Genomic DNA, 14,417 nt, shown 5'->3' on the forward strand with positions numbered 1-14,417 from the left:
CAGGCCAGCGACAATGAATAAAGATGGCTCACCTATAAACAAAGGTTATGGACTTGCCATGCGCCTGCGTCATATCGAAATCTTCCAGGCTATCCGCCAGACCGGCTCCGTCAGCGCTGCCGCGCAGTTGTTGCACGTGTCACAACCGGCAGTGACCAAGGTGCTGCAGCACGCCGAGTTGCAGTTGGGTTTCCCGTTGTTTCTGCGGGTGCGCGGCAAGTTGCAGCCCACGCCGGAAGCGCTGGCGCTGGAGCGCGAAGTCGATAAAGTCACCGACAGCCTGCAAGCCGTGCGGCGCCTGGCCAAGAGCTTGCGCCGCGCGCCGGGCCAGAGCGTGCGCATCGGGGCGATCCCGGCGCTGGCCCTGTCGCTGCTGCCGCCGGCGATCCTGGAATGGACCCGCGATTACCCGGACATGGCCTGCGAGCTGTCCAGCGACCACAGCCGCGAGCTGGTGCAGAAACTGCTGATGCGCGAGATTGATCTGGCGCTGACCCTCAACTTCTCCGGGCACCCGGGGTTGACCACCCAAGTGCTGGCCAACGGTGTGCTGGTGGCGTTGGCGTCCAAAGGCTACTGGAGCGAAGCCGAACTGAGCACGCCATTGCCCCTGGCGGACCTGGCGGGTGCGCCGTTGATCGGCCTTTCCAGCGCCGATCCGCTGGCCGCCAAACTCGACAGCTACCTGGAAAACGTCGACCCCGCGCCCCGAGTGACAATCTCGGTGCAAACCTATTCCCTGGCCCGCGCCATGGTCGAATCCGGCGCTGGCCTGACGGTCATCGACCCCTTCACCGCCCTCGGCGCCTCGACCGCCACCACCTGCATCCGCCCGCTCACACCACCGTTGCCGATCACCTTGTACGCCCTGACCCGCGCAGATGAGCCGCCGCCGCATATGTTGGCCAAGTTGTTGGGGATTGTTGGGCAGCGTGCCCAAGAGCTGCTGCAACGCCTCTAAGAACAGCATTCTCAAGCCCAATGAAAAACCAATGTGGGAGCGGGCTTGCTCGCGAAAGCGGTGTATCAGTCAATTAGCCTATTAGCTGACCCACCGCATTCGCGAGCAAGCCCGCTCCCACATTTTTGATCGAGTCGGCCGTCAGAGTACGTAGCGCATGATCGCCACAAAGTGCAGCAAACTCCCGCCAATCACAAACAAATGCCAGATCCCATGGGAATGCCGCAGGCGGTCCTCCAGGGCAAAGAAGATGATGCCGACGGTGTACAACACCCCGCCCGCCGCCAGCCAGGTGAAACCCGCCGTGCCCAGCGCAGCGATCAGCGGCTTGACTGCCACTAGCACGATCCAGCCCATCACCGCATAGATCACGATCGACAAGATCCGCGCCTCGGAACGGGGCTTGATCTCTTGCAGGATGCCGATCACCGCCAACCCCCACACGATGCCGAACAGCGTCCAGCCCCACGGGCCCCTTAACGACACCAGGCAAAACGGCGTGTAGCTGCCGGCGATCAACAGGTAGATCGAAAAGTGATCGACCTTCTGCATGATCTCCTTACGTCGCCCGCGCACGCTGTGGTACACGGTCGACGCGCTGTACAACACCAGCAGCGTGACGCCATAGATCGCCACGCTGACGATCTTCCAGGGGCTGCCATCCAGGCTCGCCACCACCAGCATCCACACCGCCCCCGCAAAAGCCGCCACCGCGCCGAGCAGGTGGCTCCAGGCGTTGAATCGTTCACCGTGATACATGCGCCACTGACCTCCGATTCCCGTTAGCAATGAGGGGCTAGGGTCCAGCGTTGTGGGGGAGAGTGCAAGGGGCTAGCCAAAGAGTCCCAAAAAGGGACCGATGAGTCCCTTTTTGGGAACGCTCAAGTGTTAAGCCGCAGAGGAAGGGGAAATCTGTTCCAGTGCCCGGTCCACCAACAACTGCCCAAGCTCTGCCATTTGCAGGATCCCGAGCAGGATTGCGCGCTGGGAGGTGTCCAGGTCGAAGGCCAGGTTGCAGGTCATGGCGTTGAGGGACGACAAGGTTTCGCTGGCGTTGACCAGCAGCGCTTCGGTGTCTTGGTGAGGGTTGACGGTGAAGAGGTGCCTGGGGGGATTGGGGGTGGGTTTGATCATGATGAAGCTCCTAAACAGTGAGTAAGGAGCGCCACCGTTCGCTTGCACGCGAATGAGGGTGGCGACCGTGCGCAGGTGTGCAAGACCGGGCCTGTTTAGGACACCCAGCAGGTCCGAAGACCTCCTGCGCGCAGCCGCCATAAAGCAGCGAGCACAAAAAACGCCCGTTGGATGGCTGGGCGTCTGTACGCCTAAACAGTTTCGTCGGACTTGCACGTCCGTGTCACCGTTTTTTGCGATGACGGGACGAAGACTAGGCGCGCTGGCTGCACGCGACAAGTTCACGCCTGGCCCAAAATCTTGCAGGAAAAATCCTAGAGCCCTCCTCACACTGACCGCCCTGACAAACTGCAGGGAATGCTCCGACAGGACTTTCAGGTTGTTGCTAGGAATCCGTCTCTCTAGCCTTTTCGGTCCGAATCGTGCCATGGAAATCCATCATGAAACCGACCGATCAAACCGATACGCGGCAATTGCAGAGCGTGATGTACCACATCACAATCGCGCCATGATCGTCAGTTGGAGGCATAAAGGCCTCAAAGACTTTTATCAGACCGGCTCAACCAGCGGCATCAACGCAAATCATGCCAAGCGCTTGCGCCGAGTTCTGTTCATTCTGGACAAAGCCGAGCACCCCGTTGCGCTGAACTTGCCGGGATGGCGCTTCCATCGGTTGAAAGGCGACTTGATCGATTATTGGTCCGTCAGCATTAGTGGTAACTGGCGCATCATTTTTCGGATGTTCGACGACCAAGTCGAACTGGTTGATTATCTTGATTACCACTGAGGAGAGGTATCTATATGGGCATCCACAACCCCCCTCACCCAGGCGAAATCCTGCTTGAAGACGTGATCCCTGCCCTAGGCATCACCATCACCGAAATGGCCCGGCGTCTGGGGTTTGCTCGTGAGACGTTTTCAAGGATTTTGCACGGGCGTGCGCCGGTCAGCCCGGATTTGGCGGTGCGGCTGGAACGGGCAGGCGTGAGCACTGGGCAGCTGTGGCTGTCGATGCAGAGTGCCTATGATTTGTGGCAGGCCGAGCATCGGGAACAGCCGGTGATTGAGCGGTTTGCGCGGATTGAGTAACGGGCACAGCGCTCAAGGCACAGAAGATCCACTGTGGGAGCTGGCTTGCCTGCGATTGCAGTGTGTCAGTCACAGCATCAACATCTGACACACCGCTATCGCAGGCAAGCCAGCTCCCACATTCTATCTTCACAGGGCTTGAAATCAGGCCAATCCGGACTCCACCAACAACGCTTCCAACCCCAGAAAATCCGGCACCTTCGCCACATGCTTCCCCACCTGCACCGCCGCCAGCTCCCTCGCCACAATAGAGTTCGGCAGGCAGATTCATGCATTGTTTGAGGCTGTTGCTCGGGCAGGTCTGGCCGCAGTTACAACTGCATGTCTATTTTCACCGCTCCCAAACCTTCAAGCGGATAGCTTCGGTACTCGTGGACTTCTCCATGAACAATCAGGTGGATAACTCCGTCCACCCGGTTCACTTGGACGTCAGGCTCTTTGGTTTTCATAAAAGGATGGGCAGAAACCAGCGCTGCCAATATCTCCTGATCACTGCCCAAGTCCTTATGCACATAGTACCTGTAGGAAAAACCCACGGTCGCCCCACCCTGCCCGTCCCGAACCCCATAGATCGACCTACCGTTATCCAACGCATACTTGAACACCACTTGATCCAATTCCGGCGTGCCAGGGCTCATCAACCAGCCAACCCCCAGGTAGCCGAGACACACCACTAGCAGCCCATTGAGCAGGCCCTGTACCAGCCGATTAGTAGCCTTGGGACCTGGCATATTCGATACCCTCCTTGATCCAATACTGATCACTATGGTCATCGCCGTATGGCGCATCGCCCCACCAATCGCCAAATTCCGCTCGGGAGGTGCCAGCTGCCTTTTGCGCGGCGCCTGCGGCCCTTAGCAAGACACCTTCAGGAATGCCCAGCACCGTTCCGGTGACGCCATAGTTGAAGTTGCCGAATGCCTCGTATTCCCGACTTTTCTGTTTGTAATCCCAGGGGCCACGCCCTCGGACCTGTGAGTAAAACCACGAATAGGTAAACGCCGAACCCGGTTTCAGATGCAACCGTCGGTTATTGGCCAAGGCGATATTGTCTTGCAGCGAAACGCCCGGAGGCGTAGGAGGGACAGCCATTTGCGAGTCCTTGCGGATGGAGATGAGTGCTGAAAACTAGCACTCAAAAATCGGCAAAAACTCAGCAAACCAACTTACAGACATTTCAGACAGTGTTTGATAACTGGACCTACACAGAAGACCAAACGTGGGAGGGGCTCAGGCCAAGCCTGATTCCACCAACAACGCTTCCAACCCCAGCAAATCCGGCACCTTCGCCACATGCTCGCCCACCTGCACCGCCGCCAGCTCCAGCGGGCACAGCGGCACGTCCACATAACTCAACTGGCTATCGAGCTTGTACGAACGCGGAATCCCCTGGATCACCAGCGCAATGAACTTCAACGTCGGCCGCCCACCCAGGGCGTTCAGCACCACGATCCGCGAGCGCTCGGCGGTCACGACCGCTTCGCCGCACGCGGCTTCAAAGCTGATCAGCGGCAGTTGTTGATCACGCCAGGTCACTTGGCGCAGATACCACGGTGGCGCATCGCTGGCCGGTTCGCCGCGCTGGAAGTCGATCAGCTCGGCGATGGCGACGTTGGGCAGCACCAGGTGGCGGTCGGCCAGGGGCAACAACAGGCCGGTGAGTTGGCTGGTGCGGTGGTCAAGCATGGGACTTGCTCCAGTAGGCGATGCTTTCCAGCAGCACCGACTCTTGGTACGGCTTGCCGAGGTAGTCGTTGACGCCGATGGCCATGGCGCGGTCGCGGTGTTTCTGGCCGGTGCGCGAGGTGATCATGATGATCGGCAGGCGCATCAGGCGCGGGTCGTTGCGCACCTGGATCGCCACTTCGAAGCCGTCCATGCGCGGCATTTCGATGTCGAGCAGCATCAGGTCCGGGGTGTGTTCTTCAAGCACGGCGATGGCGTCGATGCCGTCTTTGGCGGTCAGGACGTTCATGCCATTGCGCTCCAGCAGGCGGCTGGTGACTTTGCGTACGGTGACCGAATCGTCCACCACCAGCACCAGCAGCGGGCGTTTTTTCAGCGGGTCGTTGAGCACCAGCGGCGCGTCCACTGCCTGCGCCGGCAAGGCCGGTTGGCGGGCACGGATATGCGCGAGCAAGTCGATGATCAGCACCACGCGGCCATCGCCGAGGATGGTCGCGCCGGACAAGCCCTGTACCCCGGCAAACTGCGGGCCCAGGCCCTTGACCACAATCTCCCGCGTGCCGGCCATGGCATCCACATGCACCGCCACCCGCCGTTCATTGCATTGCACCAACAGCACCGGCACCGGCTGGTATTGGCCAAGCAGCTTGGGACGGCTGACGGTGTGCAGCAGGTCGCCCAGGTAAAACAGTTCGTAGCGCTGGCCGGCGTATTCATAACGCGGCGGATCTTGCTGATAGTGCCCGGCCAGCTCGTGGGGCAGCACCCGCACCAGGCCCTCGATGGTGTTGAGCGGGATCGCGTATTGATCGTCCGCACACTGCACCATCAGCGCCCGGTTGACCGACACGGTAAACGGCAGGCGAATGCGAAAGTGCACGCCGACACCCGGCGTCGACTCAATAAACATCGAGCCACCGAGCTGGCGCACTTCTTCATGCACCACGTCCATGCCCACGCCGCGCCCGGAAATCTGGGTGATCTTTTCCGCCGTGGAAAAACCCGGTTGCAGGATGAACTGCAACACGTCGCGGTCGCTGATCTCCTGGTTGGGGTCGAGCAGGCCACGCTTGATCGCCTTGCGCCGCACCGCTTCGAGCGGCACACCGGCGCCGTCGTCGCGCATGTCGAAAACGATGTCACCGCCTTCGTGGGTCAGGTCCAGGGTAATGCGACCCTTCTCCGGCTTACCCGCCAGCAGGCGCGCATCACGGGACTCCAGGCCGTGGTCGACGGCGTTGCGCAGCATGTGTTCCAGCGGCGCCGCCATGCGTTCCAGCACGTTGCGATCCATCTCGCCTTCGGCGTTGCCGACGATGAATTCGACGTCCTTGCCCAGCTCGCCCGCCACCTGGCGCACGATGCGCTTGAGCCGCGGCAACATGCGCTCGAACGGCACCATGCGCGTGCGCATCAGGCCTTCTTGCAACTCGGTGTTGATGCGCGCCTGTTGCTGCAACAGATCGTGGGCATCACTGTTGCGCCGCTCGAGGGTGTCCTTGAGGTCGAGCAGGTCGGAGGCCGATTCAGACAAGGCGCGGGACAGTTGCTGCAACTGCGAATGGCGGTCCATTTCCAGCGGATCGAACTCTTCATAACCCAGGCGCTCGGCCTCGGCCTGCTGGCGGCTGAGGATACGGCCCTGGGTTTCGGTGTCGAGGCGCCGCAGTTGGTCGCGCATGCGCTCGATGGTGGTTTCCACCTCGCTCAGGGCAATGCGCGCATCATTGACCTGCTGCTCGATACGCCCACGGAAGATCGAGGTTTCACCGGCCAGGTTGACCAGGTCATCCAGCAAGTCGGCGGAAATCTTCACCATGTCGGCAGCGGGATCAACCACCGTCTCGGCCTTGCCTGCCGGCAACGCCACCGGCAGCACCGGCTCGTTGCTCGGGTGCACCAGGCTTTTGATGCGTTCGATGAGTTTGTCCACCGAGCCCACCGGCAAGCCGTCCGCGACCGCATCGATCATCTGCGCCAAACGGTCGTGACAACCTTGCAGCAGCGCGAACAGTTCCGCCGACGGCGCGAGCAAACCGGCCGACAAGCCTTCGTAAAGAAACTCCAGCTCGTGGGCCAAATCGCCAATCGGGCCGATCTCGACCATGCGCGCGCCGCCCTTGAGGGTATGCAGGTCGCGCAGCAGGGTTTCGACTTCCTGGCGGTTGCCTGGCTCGGCCTGCCAGCGCAGCAAGGCACTGCCGGAACTGTCGAGAATATCGGCGGCTTCTTCGAGGAAAATATCCAGCAACTCAGGGTCGGCGCCGGGGCTTTCCAGCGCCTGGGGCGCGGTGGGCGGCGGCGCGCTTTGGCGCAAGGCACGCACCTTGGCCACCAGTTCGGCGCTGTCGCTCAGGGGCTGCTGGTGTTGCAGTTCTTCCAGTTGCAAGGCCAGCCGTTCATGGCTGGCCATCAGCACCTGGGCCAACTCGGCGGAGTAACTGTAGCGGCGGTCTACCAAGCCTTCGTAGAGGCCTTCCAACTCATGGGCCAGCTCGGCCACCGGGCCGATTTCGGCCATGCGCGCACCGCCCTTGAGGGTGTGCAGGTCACGTTGCAGTGACGACAACGGTGCGCTGCTCTCGGGCTCCAGCAGCCAGCGCTTGAGGGACTGCCCGGCGCTGTCGAGGATGTCCACGGCTTCTTCGAGGAAGATCTCGACGATCTCGTCGTCCACTGCCGTCTCGTGTTCCAGTTTCGCCGTGGCGGCGCCCAGTTCGGCGATGCTCAGCGCGTGGCTGCCGTCGCTCTTGACCAGGCCAGTGGCGGACGGGTCGAGGGCTTCGTCCAGCAGTTCGCGCAGGGCTTGCAGGCGGGTGGGCACCGGGCTGATTTCCTGGCCGGCGGCCAGTTGGTCGAGCATGTTGATCAGCGCGTCATGGGCCAGTTCGGCCTCGTGGAAGAAGCGCTCGCTGACCGCCAGGCTGCTCTCTTCCACGGCGCCGTACAGATCAAGCAGCGCTTCACAGAGTTCGTCAATGGCGTGCAGGTCGGCGATGTGCGCGCCCTCCCCCAGCGTGGTCAGCTCGTCAAGCAGCGCAGTGAGTTCCTGGCGTTCGCCGGGGTGCTGTTGCCAGCGGCGCAGCAGGGTTTCGGCATCGAGCAGGATGTCCATGCCCTGGGCCAGGAAGTTGGCGATCAATTGTGGGTCGCGCTTGATGCGCAGGCCGGTGTTCGGCGCATCGAGCAGCGCGGCCAACTGATGATCGAGCAGGGCCTGGATGCGCTTGATCAGGTCCGGCGCGCCTTTGATCGGTGCCAGCGGGTCGCGGTCCAGGTGGCGCAAGCCGCGCTGGAACAGGCCCTCGGCTTCCAGCAGCAACTCCACTTCATCCAGATCCAGCGGCAGGCGATGGGCCTTGTACTCGCGGGTCAGGTGATCCAGCGGGCGCGCCAGTTCGGCGATGGGCAACACGCCGGCCATATAGGCGCTGCCCTTGAGGGTATGCAGGGCGCGTTGCAGTTCATCGCTGACTTGCAGCGGCACATGCTCGGCGGCCTGGTGCAGGAAGTGGTTGAGGCTTTCCAGGTGGCTTTGGACCTCGTTGCGGAAGATCTCCAGCAGCATCGGGTCGTGGGGTTCGGCGGCAGGTGCCGGCGCGCCGCTGGCCAGGGCGTGGGCGCGGGCGGCCAGGGCGTCGACTTCATCGCGTTGGTGCTGGTCGTCAGTGGCGAAGTCGGCGATCAATTCCGGCAGCAGGGCGACGGCGTCGTCCAGCACCTGTTGCACGTCGGGCCCCAGCGCCACGCTGCGTTCCAGCACACGGTTGAGCAGGTTTTCCACGGCCCAGGCCAGCTCCGCCAATACCAGCGCACGCACCATGCGCCCGCTGCCCTTGAGCGTGTGGAAGGCGCGGCGCATTTCGCCCAAAGCCGCCTTGTCGGCGCCGTTGGACAGGTGGCGGTGTAGCACGTCGAGGACTTCATCGGTTTCTTCGAGGAACACTTCGCGCAGTTCATCGTCGATCGGTTCTTCGTCGGCCGGTGGCGGCAGCAGGCTGCCGGGGCGTTGCAGCGCCGGCGGGTTGAGCCGCGACGTGGGGTTGGCCAGGGCATCGAACTGCGACTGGCTCGGCGTGGCGTCCACCGTCAACGCGCCGTCCGGTGCCGCCAGCGCCTGGCGCCAGGGTTTCTCCGCCGGCAGGTAACCCAGCGCCGCCAGGCCCTGGGTGGCAGTTTCCAGGACCCGTTCGCCATCGGTGTCGGGGTCCTGGAGCATGCGTTCGAGGTAGTACTCCAGGCTGCTGATCACATCGGCAAAATGCCCCAGCTCGGTTTCGGACGGCGGCACCTCGTTGACCATCAACTGTTCGTCGACGTAATGGGTGCAACCGCGCATCAGGCTCGCCGCCCGTGGCAGCGGGATCATCGCCAGCGCGCCGCGCACCTGGCTGAGCAGTTCCGGCAAAGACTCCAGGCGCTGGCTGTCCCAGTCGGCTTCGACGCAATCGATCACCAGTTCCTTGGCCTGGCGCAGGCACTGGCAGGACTCGCGGATCACCAACTGGTGGATCTGGGTCAGGTCGGTGGTGGGCAGGCGGCTTTCCTCGCGGCTTTCCGGCTCGACCGTGCCGACCATTCCCGCCAACGTGGCTTCGACGTAGAGCAAGGCACCGGCGACGTCCATCAACACGGCGTCGTTGGGTTCGCGCTGGCCCTGGGCCAGGCTCAGCACCACGGCGAGTTGGTCGATGATCACTTTGCGCGGCTGGCCAAAGCCCAGCACTGCCAGGGTATCGGCGATCTGCCGCAGTGGTGCGAGTAGCGCATCGAGGTCGCTGGTGTGCTGGCGGTCGCTGCGCACGAACAGGTCGAGGCGCTCCTTGACCCGCACCAGCTCTTCGCACAAGGCGCCGAGCACCGAGCCCATGGCGTTGCGATCCGGCCCGGCCAGCCGTGCGCGTTCGGCGTCTACCACGGCACTGTCGGGCAAGGCTTCGTCGAGACCGTAACGTTCCTTCAGGCTTTGCATGCGCGGTGTCGGCCGGGTGACCTTGGCCACGTAGAACAGCAGGCTCTTGAGCAGGTCATCCGGCGCCGGCTGGTTGATCCCGCCGATGCCCTGGGCCAACAGGCGCTTGAGTTGCTTGTCACTGGCCTTGAGCAGGCTGCGCAGTGCCGGGCTGTTGGCGATCACGCCGGTGAGCATGCCTTCGACCAGCGCCGAGGTGACTTGCCACAGCGGCAACAACGGCGCGCCCTGGCACAGCGTTTCGAGGCGGGCGAAAACCCGTGCCATGTCTTCCAGGTTGCTGGGCCCGTGGTCTTCACGCAGCAGCCCGGCAAGGGCTTGTTGCAGCAGTTGGTGCCACTGGCGCAGTTGTTCTTGCAGGTCGGGTGGCGCACGTTGGGCCAGCACGTCGTCGGGCAGCGGCGCAATCGAGAGCAGTTGCGGGCTGAACAGGCTGGTTTCCGACAGCAGGCTTTCACCCCGCGCACTGCGCAGGTCGTTGAGCAACGGCAACACCACCAGCGGCAGGTCGCGGCGGGCGCTGTGCACGCGGTCAAGGTACAGCGGCAGTTGGCCGAGGGCTTGTTGCAGCAGGCGCACGCTTTCGTCGCGCTGGCTGACCTGGCCGGCCTGGAAGGCCAAGGCCAGGTGCTCGATCTCTTCGGCCAGCAGCGCCGCGCCGTAGAACTCGACCATTTGCAGCGCGCCATGCACCTGGTGGATACCGGCCAGGCACTGGTCGATGACGGCGCTGTCGTTGGTTTCGACAAACGCATCCAGCGCCGAACGGGCCTGTTTCAGGGTTTCGGCAATGTCGCCCTTGACCCATTCGAGGGCCACGTAGTCGTGCCGATCAACCATAACTGCTCCGCTTAGAATTCGTGGGTTGCTGGTAGTGCATCGCTCTCCAGACCAGAGGAGATCAACTGTGGGAGCGGGCTTGCTCGCGAATGCGGTGGGTCAGCCGGCATCTGTATTGGCTGACCCACCGCATTCGCGAGCAAGCCCGCTCCCGCACAAGCCCGCATCCACATTGGGATGGTATTTCAATCATCCACCTGCTTGGCGGGCGGGAGGGTGAACCCCGACACCGACCTGCGCAACTGGCTGGCCATTTTCGCCAAATTGCCGATGCTCTCGGCGGTCGCGGTCGAGCCCGAAGACGTCTGGCTGGTGATCTGCTGGATCACGTTCATGGTCAGCGAAATCTGCCCCGCCGAAGACGTCTGTTGCTGCGCCGCATTGGAGATGCTCTGGATCAGCGCCGCCAGGGTTTTCGACACGCCTTCGATCTCTTCCAGCGCCACCCCGGCGTCTTGCGCCAGCCCCGCGCCGCGTACCACTTCGGTGGTGGTCTGCTCCATGGAGATCACGGCTTCGTTGGTGTCGGCCTGAATGGCGCGCACCAGGGTTTCGATCTGCCGCGTCGCCGCCGAGGAACGTTCGGCCAGGCGTTGCACTTCATCGGCGACCACCGCGAAACCACGCCCGGCATCCCCGGCCATGCTCGCCTGGATCGCCGCGTTGAGCGCGAGGATGTTGGTCTGGTCGGCGATGTCGTCGATCAGGCTGACGATGTCGCCAATTTCCTGGGACGACTCGCCCAGGCGCTTGATGCGCTTGGCGGTGTCCTGGATCTGCTCGCGGATGTTGTCCATGCCGTGGATGGTGTTGTGCACCACCTCGTTGCCTTTGTTGGCGATTTCCACCGAGCGCTCCGCCACCGCCGAAGATTCGGCGGCGTTGGCCGAAACCTGGTCGATGGACTGGGCCATCTGGTTGATCGCGGTGGACGCTTCGGCGATCTGCTGGGCCTGATGCTCCGAGGCCTGGGCCAGGTGCATGGCGGTAGCCTGGGTGTCCTGCACTGCGCCCGCGACCTGGCCGGCGGTGAGGTTGATGGTGGCGACCAGGTCGCGCAACTGGTCGACCGAATAGTTGATCGAGTCGGCGATGGTGCCGGTGAAGTCTTCGGTCACCGAGGCGGTCACGGTGAGGTCGCCGTCGGCGAGGTCTTCGATTTCATCGAGCAGGCGCATGATCGCGTTCTGGTTGCGCTCGTTCTTCTCGGCGGTTTCGTGCAGTTGGCGATTGGTCTCGCGCACCATCACCAGGCCGATCAGGATGATCGAAGCCAGCGCCAGCAAGCCCAGCACGTAGCCGCCGATGGTATCGAAGGTGCGCCCGCTGGCGAGGTTTTCAAACCCGGTGGCCAGGTGCGAGGCTTCATCGAGCAGGGTTTGCGAGAGGTTGAAGATGTTGCTCGCCGACGCACGCACCTGGAACAGTTGCGGCGAGGTTTCGAGGATTTCATCCACGGAGCCGGAGACAAACTCGAACAGCTCCGCAATCTCCGCCAGCCGCGCACGGGCGTCGCGGTCCTCGACCTGGGTGATGCGCAGCCCGGCGTTGCCCTGGAGCATGCCGTTGAGCACCTGGCCGAAGCGGTTGGCATCACGGCCAAACGCATCGGCGGCCTGCACGGCGGTTTCGTCGCCGGCGAGCACGGTGTTGACCGCACCGAGGATGCGTTCGGCGAGCAGCGATTGGCGCTGGGCCAGCGCCACCTGGCTGGCCGGGGCGCCGCGTTGCAACAGGATGTCGACGACTTTTTCCGACTCCATCTGCAATTGCGGCACGGTTTCGGCGAGGGTCGCGGCCACCTGGTGCAGGGACAGCACGGTCTGTTCGCTGGCGAGGATCGCGTCGGTGTTCTTCAGCAGCGCTTCCCAGTCGGTCTGCACCGCACGCATCTCGGCGCGCACCGCGCTGGGGGCGGCGGGCAGGCCGGTTTGCGGGTCGCCTTTTTTCAGGTAGCCCCAACGCTGGGCGAAGTCGTTGCGCGCCTCGCCGAGCAGCTTGAACGCGGCGGCTTTACCGGCGGCGGCTTCGGTGGCGTTCTTGGCGATGCGCTGGGACAACACGCGCAATTCACCGGCGTGGCCGATGTACTGCTTGTCGTAGGTGGACTGGGTGTTGAGGTAGGCGAAGTTGGCAAACAGCAGCATGATGAACACGATCAGCGCGATAAACAGCACGATGATCTGTGAGCGGCTGTGCGAGGCGGCCTGGGGTTTGGGCGTGGTTGCGGTGGTCATGCGGCGACATCCATGAAGCCAGGGGCCTGGGCCAGGGCGAAGGGGCTGAAGACCTGCCATGGCTGATCGCCGTCGAACTGGCCCTGGATAAACGGCGCGCCGGGGGTGACGTTCACCCGCAATGCGTCTTGTGCGAAATGCTGCATGCCCACCACCTCGTCCACCAACAGCCCGACAAACAGGTCGTTGTATTCCACCACCAGTACGCGCCGTTGCTTGCTCGCCTTGGACAGCGCCTGGCCGAGGAACCCACCGAGGTCCATCACCGGCAACAAGCGTCCACGCAGATTAGCCACGCCCTTGACCCAGGTCTTGACCCCGGGCATTAAAGTGCAGCGCGGCTCATGCAGGACTTCGGCGACTTCGCCCATGGGCGCGACGAACCAGTGCGCGCCCACGCGAAAGCCGATGCCGCTCCAACCCTGCTGCCGGGTTTCCTGGGACGGCAGGTCGGCAGCCAGCAGGCGGCAGCGGCGGTCGATGTCCAGCAACAGCTCGAAGGCGGTTTGCGACTCGGTCATGATCGCCTGCCGTCAGCCGGCCAACACCTTGTTCAGGGTGGCGATCAGGGTGTCTTCATCCACCGGCTTGGTCAGGTAATCCTTGGCGCCCTGGCGCGCGCCCCAGATCTTGTCGGTTTCCTGATCCTTGGTGGTGATGATGATAATCGGGATGCCGTTGGTTTCCGGCTCCTTGGACAGCTGGCGGGTGGCCTGGAAGCCATTGAGGCCCGGCATCACGATGTCCATGAGAACGGCATCGGGTTTTTCCTGGCGGGCCAGGGCCACGCCGTCTGCGCCGTTTTCGGCCTTGAGGACTTCGTGGCCATGCTTTTCCAGCATGCCGGTCAATTTGTACATTTCAGTCGGCGAATCGTCGACGATCAGAACACGTGCCATGGTTTTCCCCACTAACTTGGTAGACGCCGGCCCTTGTGGGGCGGTGTCAGTGTGCTTGTTCTACTGCGGCGAAGGCAGGCACGTAGGCCTTGATCGCGCCCAGCAGTTCTTCCTTGCTGAAAGGCTTGGTCAAAAACTGATCGACACCGACGATACGCCCCTTGGCCTTGTCGAACAGGCCGTCCTTGGAGGACAGCATGATCACCGGGATCGACTTGAACGCCGGGTTGTTCTTCACCAGGGCGCAGGTCTGGTAGCCATCCAGGCGCGGCATCATGATGTCGACAAAAATAATGTGCGGGTGATGATCAACAATCCGCGCCAGGGCATCGAAACCGTCGATGGCCGTGATGACCTCGCACCCCGCGTTCTTCAACAGGGTCTCGGCGGTACGGCGGATCGTCTTTGAATCGTCGATCACCATCACTCTCAAGGCGTTGGAATGCTGTTCCATATCTGCTCTACCATCGCCACAGCGAATCGGTTTTCGGTGTGTACTGCCTGACGTCTCACAGGGTGAGTGCCGCAAGCCTTGGATCTCAAGGGCTGCTGCGCTGTGGCAGTCTTTTTAGCACAGTCTCCGGGCGCAATCTATCGAG

General features: G+C 62.7%; 13 protein-coding genes and 1 pseudogene. 3 read left to right on the plus strand and 11 right to left on the minus strand.

What is annotated here, in order from left to right:
* Positions 1–58 precede the first annotated feature (58 nt).
* Positions 59–961: a LysR family transcriptional regulator gene (locus tag LIY36_RS00960; protein WP_226454545.1), complete on the plus strand. Its 903-nt coding sequence runs from the start codon at positions 59–61 to the stop codon at positions 959–961.
* Between the two features lie 141 nt (positions 962–1,102).
* Here the strand turns inward: LIY36_RS00960 and trhA are convergent, their stop codons facing one another.
* Both trhA and LIY36_RS00970 read right to left on the minus strand, forming a co-directional pair.
* Positions 1,103–1,720, minus strand: coding sequence for a PAQR family membrane homeostasis protein TrhA (trhA, locus tag LIY36_RS00965; RefSeq protein WP_192299945.1), 618 nt, complete (start codon positions 1,718–1,720; stop codon positions 1,103–1,105).
* Positions 1,721–1,849: 129 nt separating this feature from the next.
* On the minus strand, positions 1,850–2,095 hold the full coding sequence (locus tag LIY36_RS00970) for a DUF6124 family protein (RefSeq protein ID WP_226454546.1): 246 nt from the start codon (positions 2,093–2,095) through the stop codon (positions 1,850–1,852).
* Between the two features lie 508 nt (positions 2,096–2,603).
* On the opposite strand from LIY36_RS00970, the gene LIY36_RS00975 reads away from it, so the two are divergent.
* A complete protein-coding gene (locus LIY36_RS00975; protein ID WP_192299959.1) occupies positions 2,604–2,882 on the plus strand; it encodes a type II toxin-antitoxin system RelE/ParE family toxin in 279 nt (92 codons plus the stop codon).
* A 14-nt stretch (positions 2,883–2,896) separates the two neighbouring features.
* Entirely contained in the window at positions 2,897–3,184 is a 288-nt protein-coding gene (locus LIY36_RS00980) for a HigA family addiction module antitoxin (RefSeq protein WP_192299948.1), read from the plus strand.
* A 144-nt stretch (positions 3,185–3,328) separates the two neighbouring features.
* Here LIY36_RS00980 and LIY36_RS00985 read toward each other — a convergent pair.
* The 9 genes and pseudogenes from LIY36_RS00985 to pilG form a co-directional block, all read right to left on the minus strand.
* Positions 3,329–3,421, minus strand: a pseudogene (locus LIY36_RS00985) (chemotaxis protein CheW); the annotation flags it as partial.
* Positions 3,422–3,495: 74 nt separating this feature from the next.
* Entirely contained in the window at positions 3,496–3,915 is a 420-nt protein-coding gene (locus LIY36_RS00990) for a hypothetical protein (protein WP_192299949.1), read from the minus strand.
* A complete protein-coding gene (locus LIY36_RS00995) occupies positions 3,893–4,276 on the minus strand; it encodes a polymorphic toxin type 44 domain-containing protein (protein ID WP_192299950.1) in 384 nt (127 codons plus the stop codon). Before LIY36_RS00995 ends, LIY36_RS00990 begins: the two co-directional genes overlap by 23 nt.
* 138 nt (positions 4,277–4,414) lie before the next feature.
* Positions 4,415–4,870, minus strand: coding sequence for a chemotaxis protein CheW (locus LIY36_RS01000; protein ID WP_226454547.1), 456 nt, complete (start codon positions 4,868–4,870; stop codon positions 4,415–4,417).
* Complete coding sequence (locus LIY36_RS01005; RefSeq protein WP_226454548.1) at positions 4,863–10,682, minus strand: hybrid sensor histidine kinase/response regulator; 5,820 nt, start codon at positions 10,680–10,682, stop codon at positions 4,863–4,865. The genes LIY36_RS01000 and LIY36_RS01005 overlap by 8 nt, the downstream gene beginning before the upstream one ends.
* Before the next feature lie 185 nt (positions 10,683–10,867).
* Positions 10,868–12,919 (minus strand): methyl-accepting chemotaxis protein, encoded by a 2,052-nt coding sequence (locus LIY36_RS01010; protein ID WP_226454549.1) that lies wholly within the window; start codon positions 12,917–12,919, stop codon positions 10,868–10,870.
* A complete protein-coding gene (locus LIY36_RS01015; RefSeq protein WP_192301262.1) occupies positions 12,916–13,440 on the minus strand; it encodes a chemotaxis protein CheW in 525 nt (174 codons plus the stop codon). The genes LIY36_RS01010 and LIY36_RS01015 overlap by 4 nt, the downstream gene beginning before the upstream one ends.
* A 12-nt stretch (positions 13,441–13,452) precedes the next feature.
* The gene (gene pilH, locus LIY36_RS01020; RefSeq protein ID WP_034101258.1) at positions 13,453–13,818 is read right to left on the minus strand and encodes a twitching motility response regulator PilH; all 366 of its coding nucleotides are present in this window, start codon (positions 13,816–13,818) and stop codon (positions 13,453–13,455) included.
* A gap of 46 nt (positions 13,819–13,864) precedes the next feature.
* On the minus strand, positions 13,865–14,272 hold the full coding sequence (gene pilG / locus LIY36_RS01025; protein ID WP_026137140.1) for a twitching motility response regulator PilG: 408 nt from the start codon (positions 14,270–14,272) through the stop codon (positions 13,865–13,867).
* Positions 14,273–14,417: the final 145 nt, after the last annotated feature.

Source organism: Pseudomonas sp. AF03-9, from assembly GCF_020515815.1.
Classification (GTDB): domain Bacteria; phylum Pseudomonadota; class Gammaproteobacteria; order Pseudomonadales; family Pseudomonadaceae; genus Aquipseudomonas.

Bases quoted from the DNA above. Each gene is read 5' to 3' on its own strand.
- LIY36_RS00960 (WP_226454545.1), top strand. From the start codon at position 59: ATGCGCCTGCGTCATATCGAAATCTTCCAGGCTATCCGCCAGACCGGC.
- trhA (WP_192299945.1), bottom strand. From the start codon at position 1,720: ATGTATCACGGTGAACGATTCAACGCCTGGAGCCACCTGCTCGGCGCG.
- LIY36_RS00970 (WP_226454546.1), bottom strand. From the start codon at position 2,095: ATGATCAAACCCACCCCCAATCCCCCCAGGCACCTCTTCACCGTCAAC.
- LIY36_RS00975 (WP_192299959.1), top strand. From the start codon at position 2,604: ATGATCGTCAGTTGGAGGCATAAAGGCCTCAAAGACTTTTATCAGACC.
- LIY36_RS00980 (WP_192299948.1), top strand. From the start codon at position 2,897: ATGGGCATCCACAACCCCCCTCACCCAGGCGAAATCCTGCTTGAAGAC.
- LIY36_RS00990 (WP_192299949.1), bottom strand. From the start codon at position 3,915: ATGCCAGGTCCCAAGGCTACTAATCGGCTGGTACAGGGCCTGCTCAAT.
- LIY36_RS00995 (WP_192299950.1), bottom strand. From the start codon at position 4,276: ATGGCTGTCCCTCCTACGCCTCCGGGCGTTTCGCTGCAAGACAATATC.
- LIY36_RS01000 (WP_226454547.1), bottom strand. From the start codon at position 4,870: ATGCTTGACCACCGCACCAGCCAACTCACCGGCCTGTTGTTGCCCCTG.
- LIY36_RS01005 (WP_226454548.1), bottom strand. From the start codon at position 10,682: ATGGTTGATCGGCACGACTACGTGGCCCTCGAATGGGTCAAGGGCGAC.
- LIY36_RS01010 (WP_226454549.1), bottom strand. From the start codon at position 12,919: ATGACCACCGCAACCACGCCCAAACCCCAGGCCGCCTCGCACAGCCGC.
- LIY36_RS01015 (WP_192301262.1), bottom strand. From the start codon at position 13,440: ATGACCGAGTCGCAAACCGCCTTCGAGCTGTTGCTGGACATCGACCGC.
- pilH (WP_034101258.1), bottom strand. From the start codon at position 13,818: ATGGCACGTGTTCTGATCGTCGACGATTCGCCGACTGAAATGTACAAA.
- pilG (WP_026137140.1), bottom strand. From the start codon at position 14,272: ATGGAACAGCATTCCAACGCCTTGAGAGTGATGGTGATCGACGATTCA.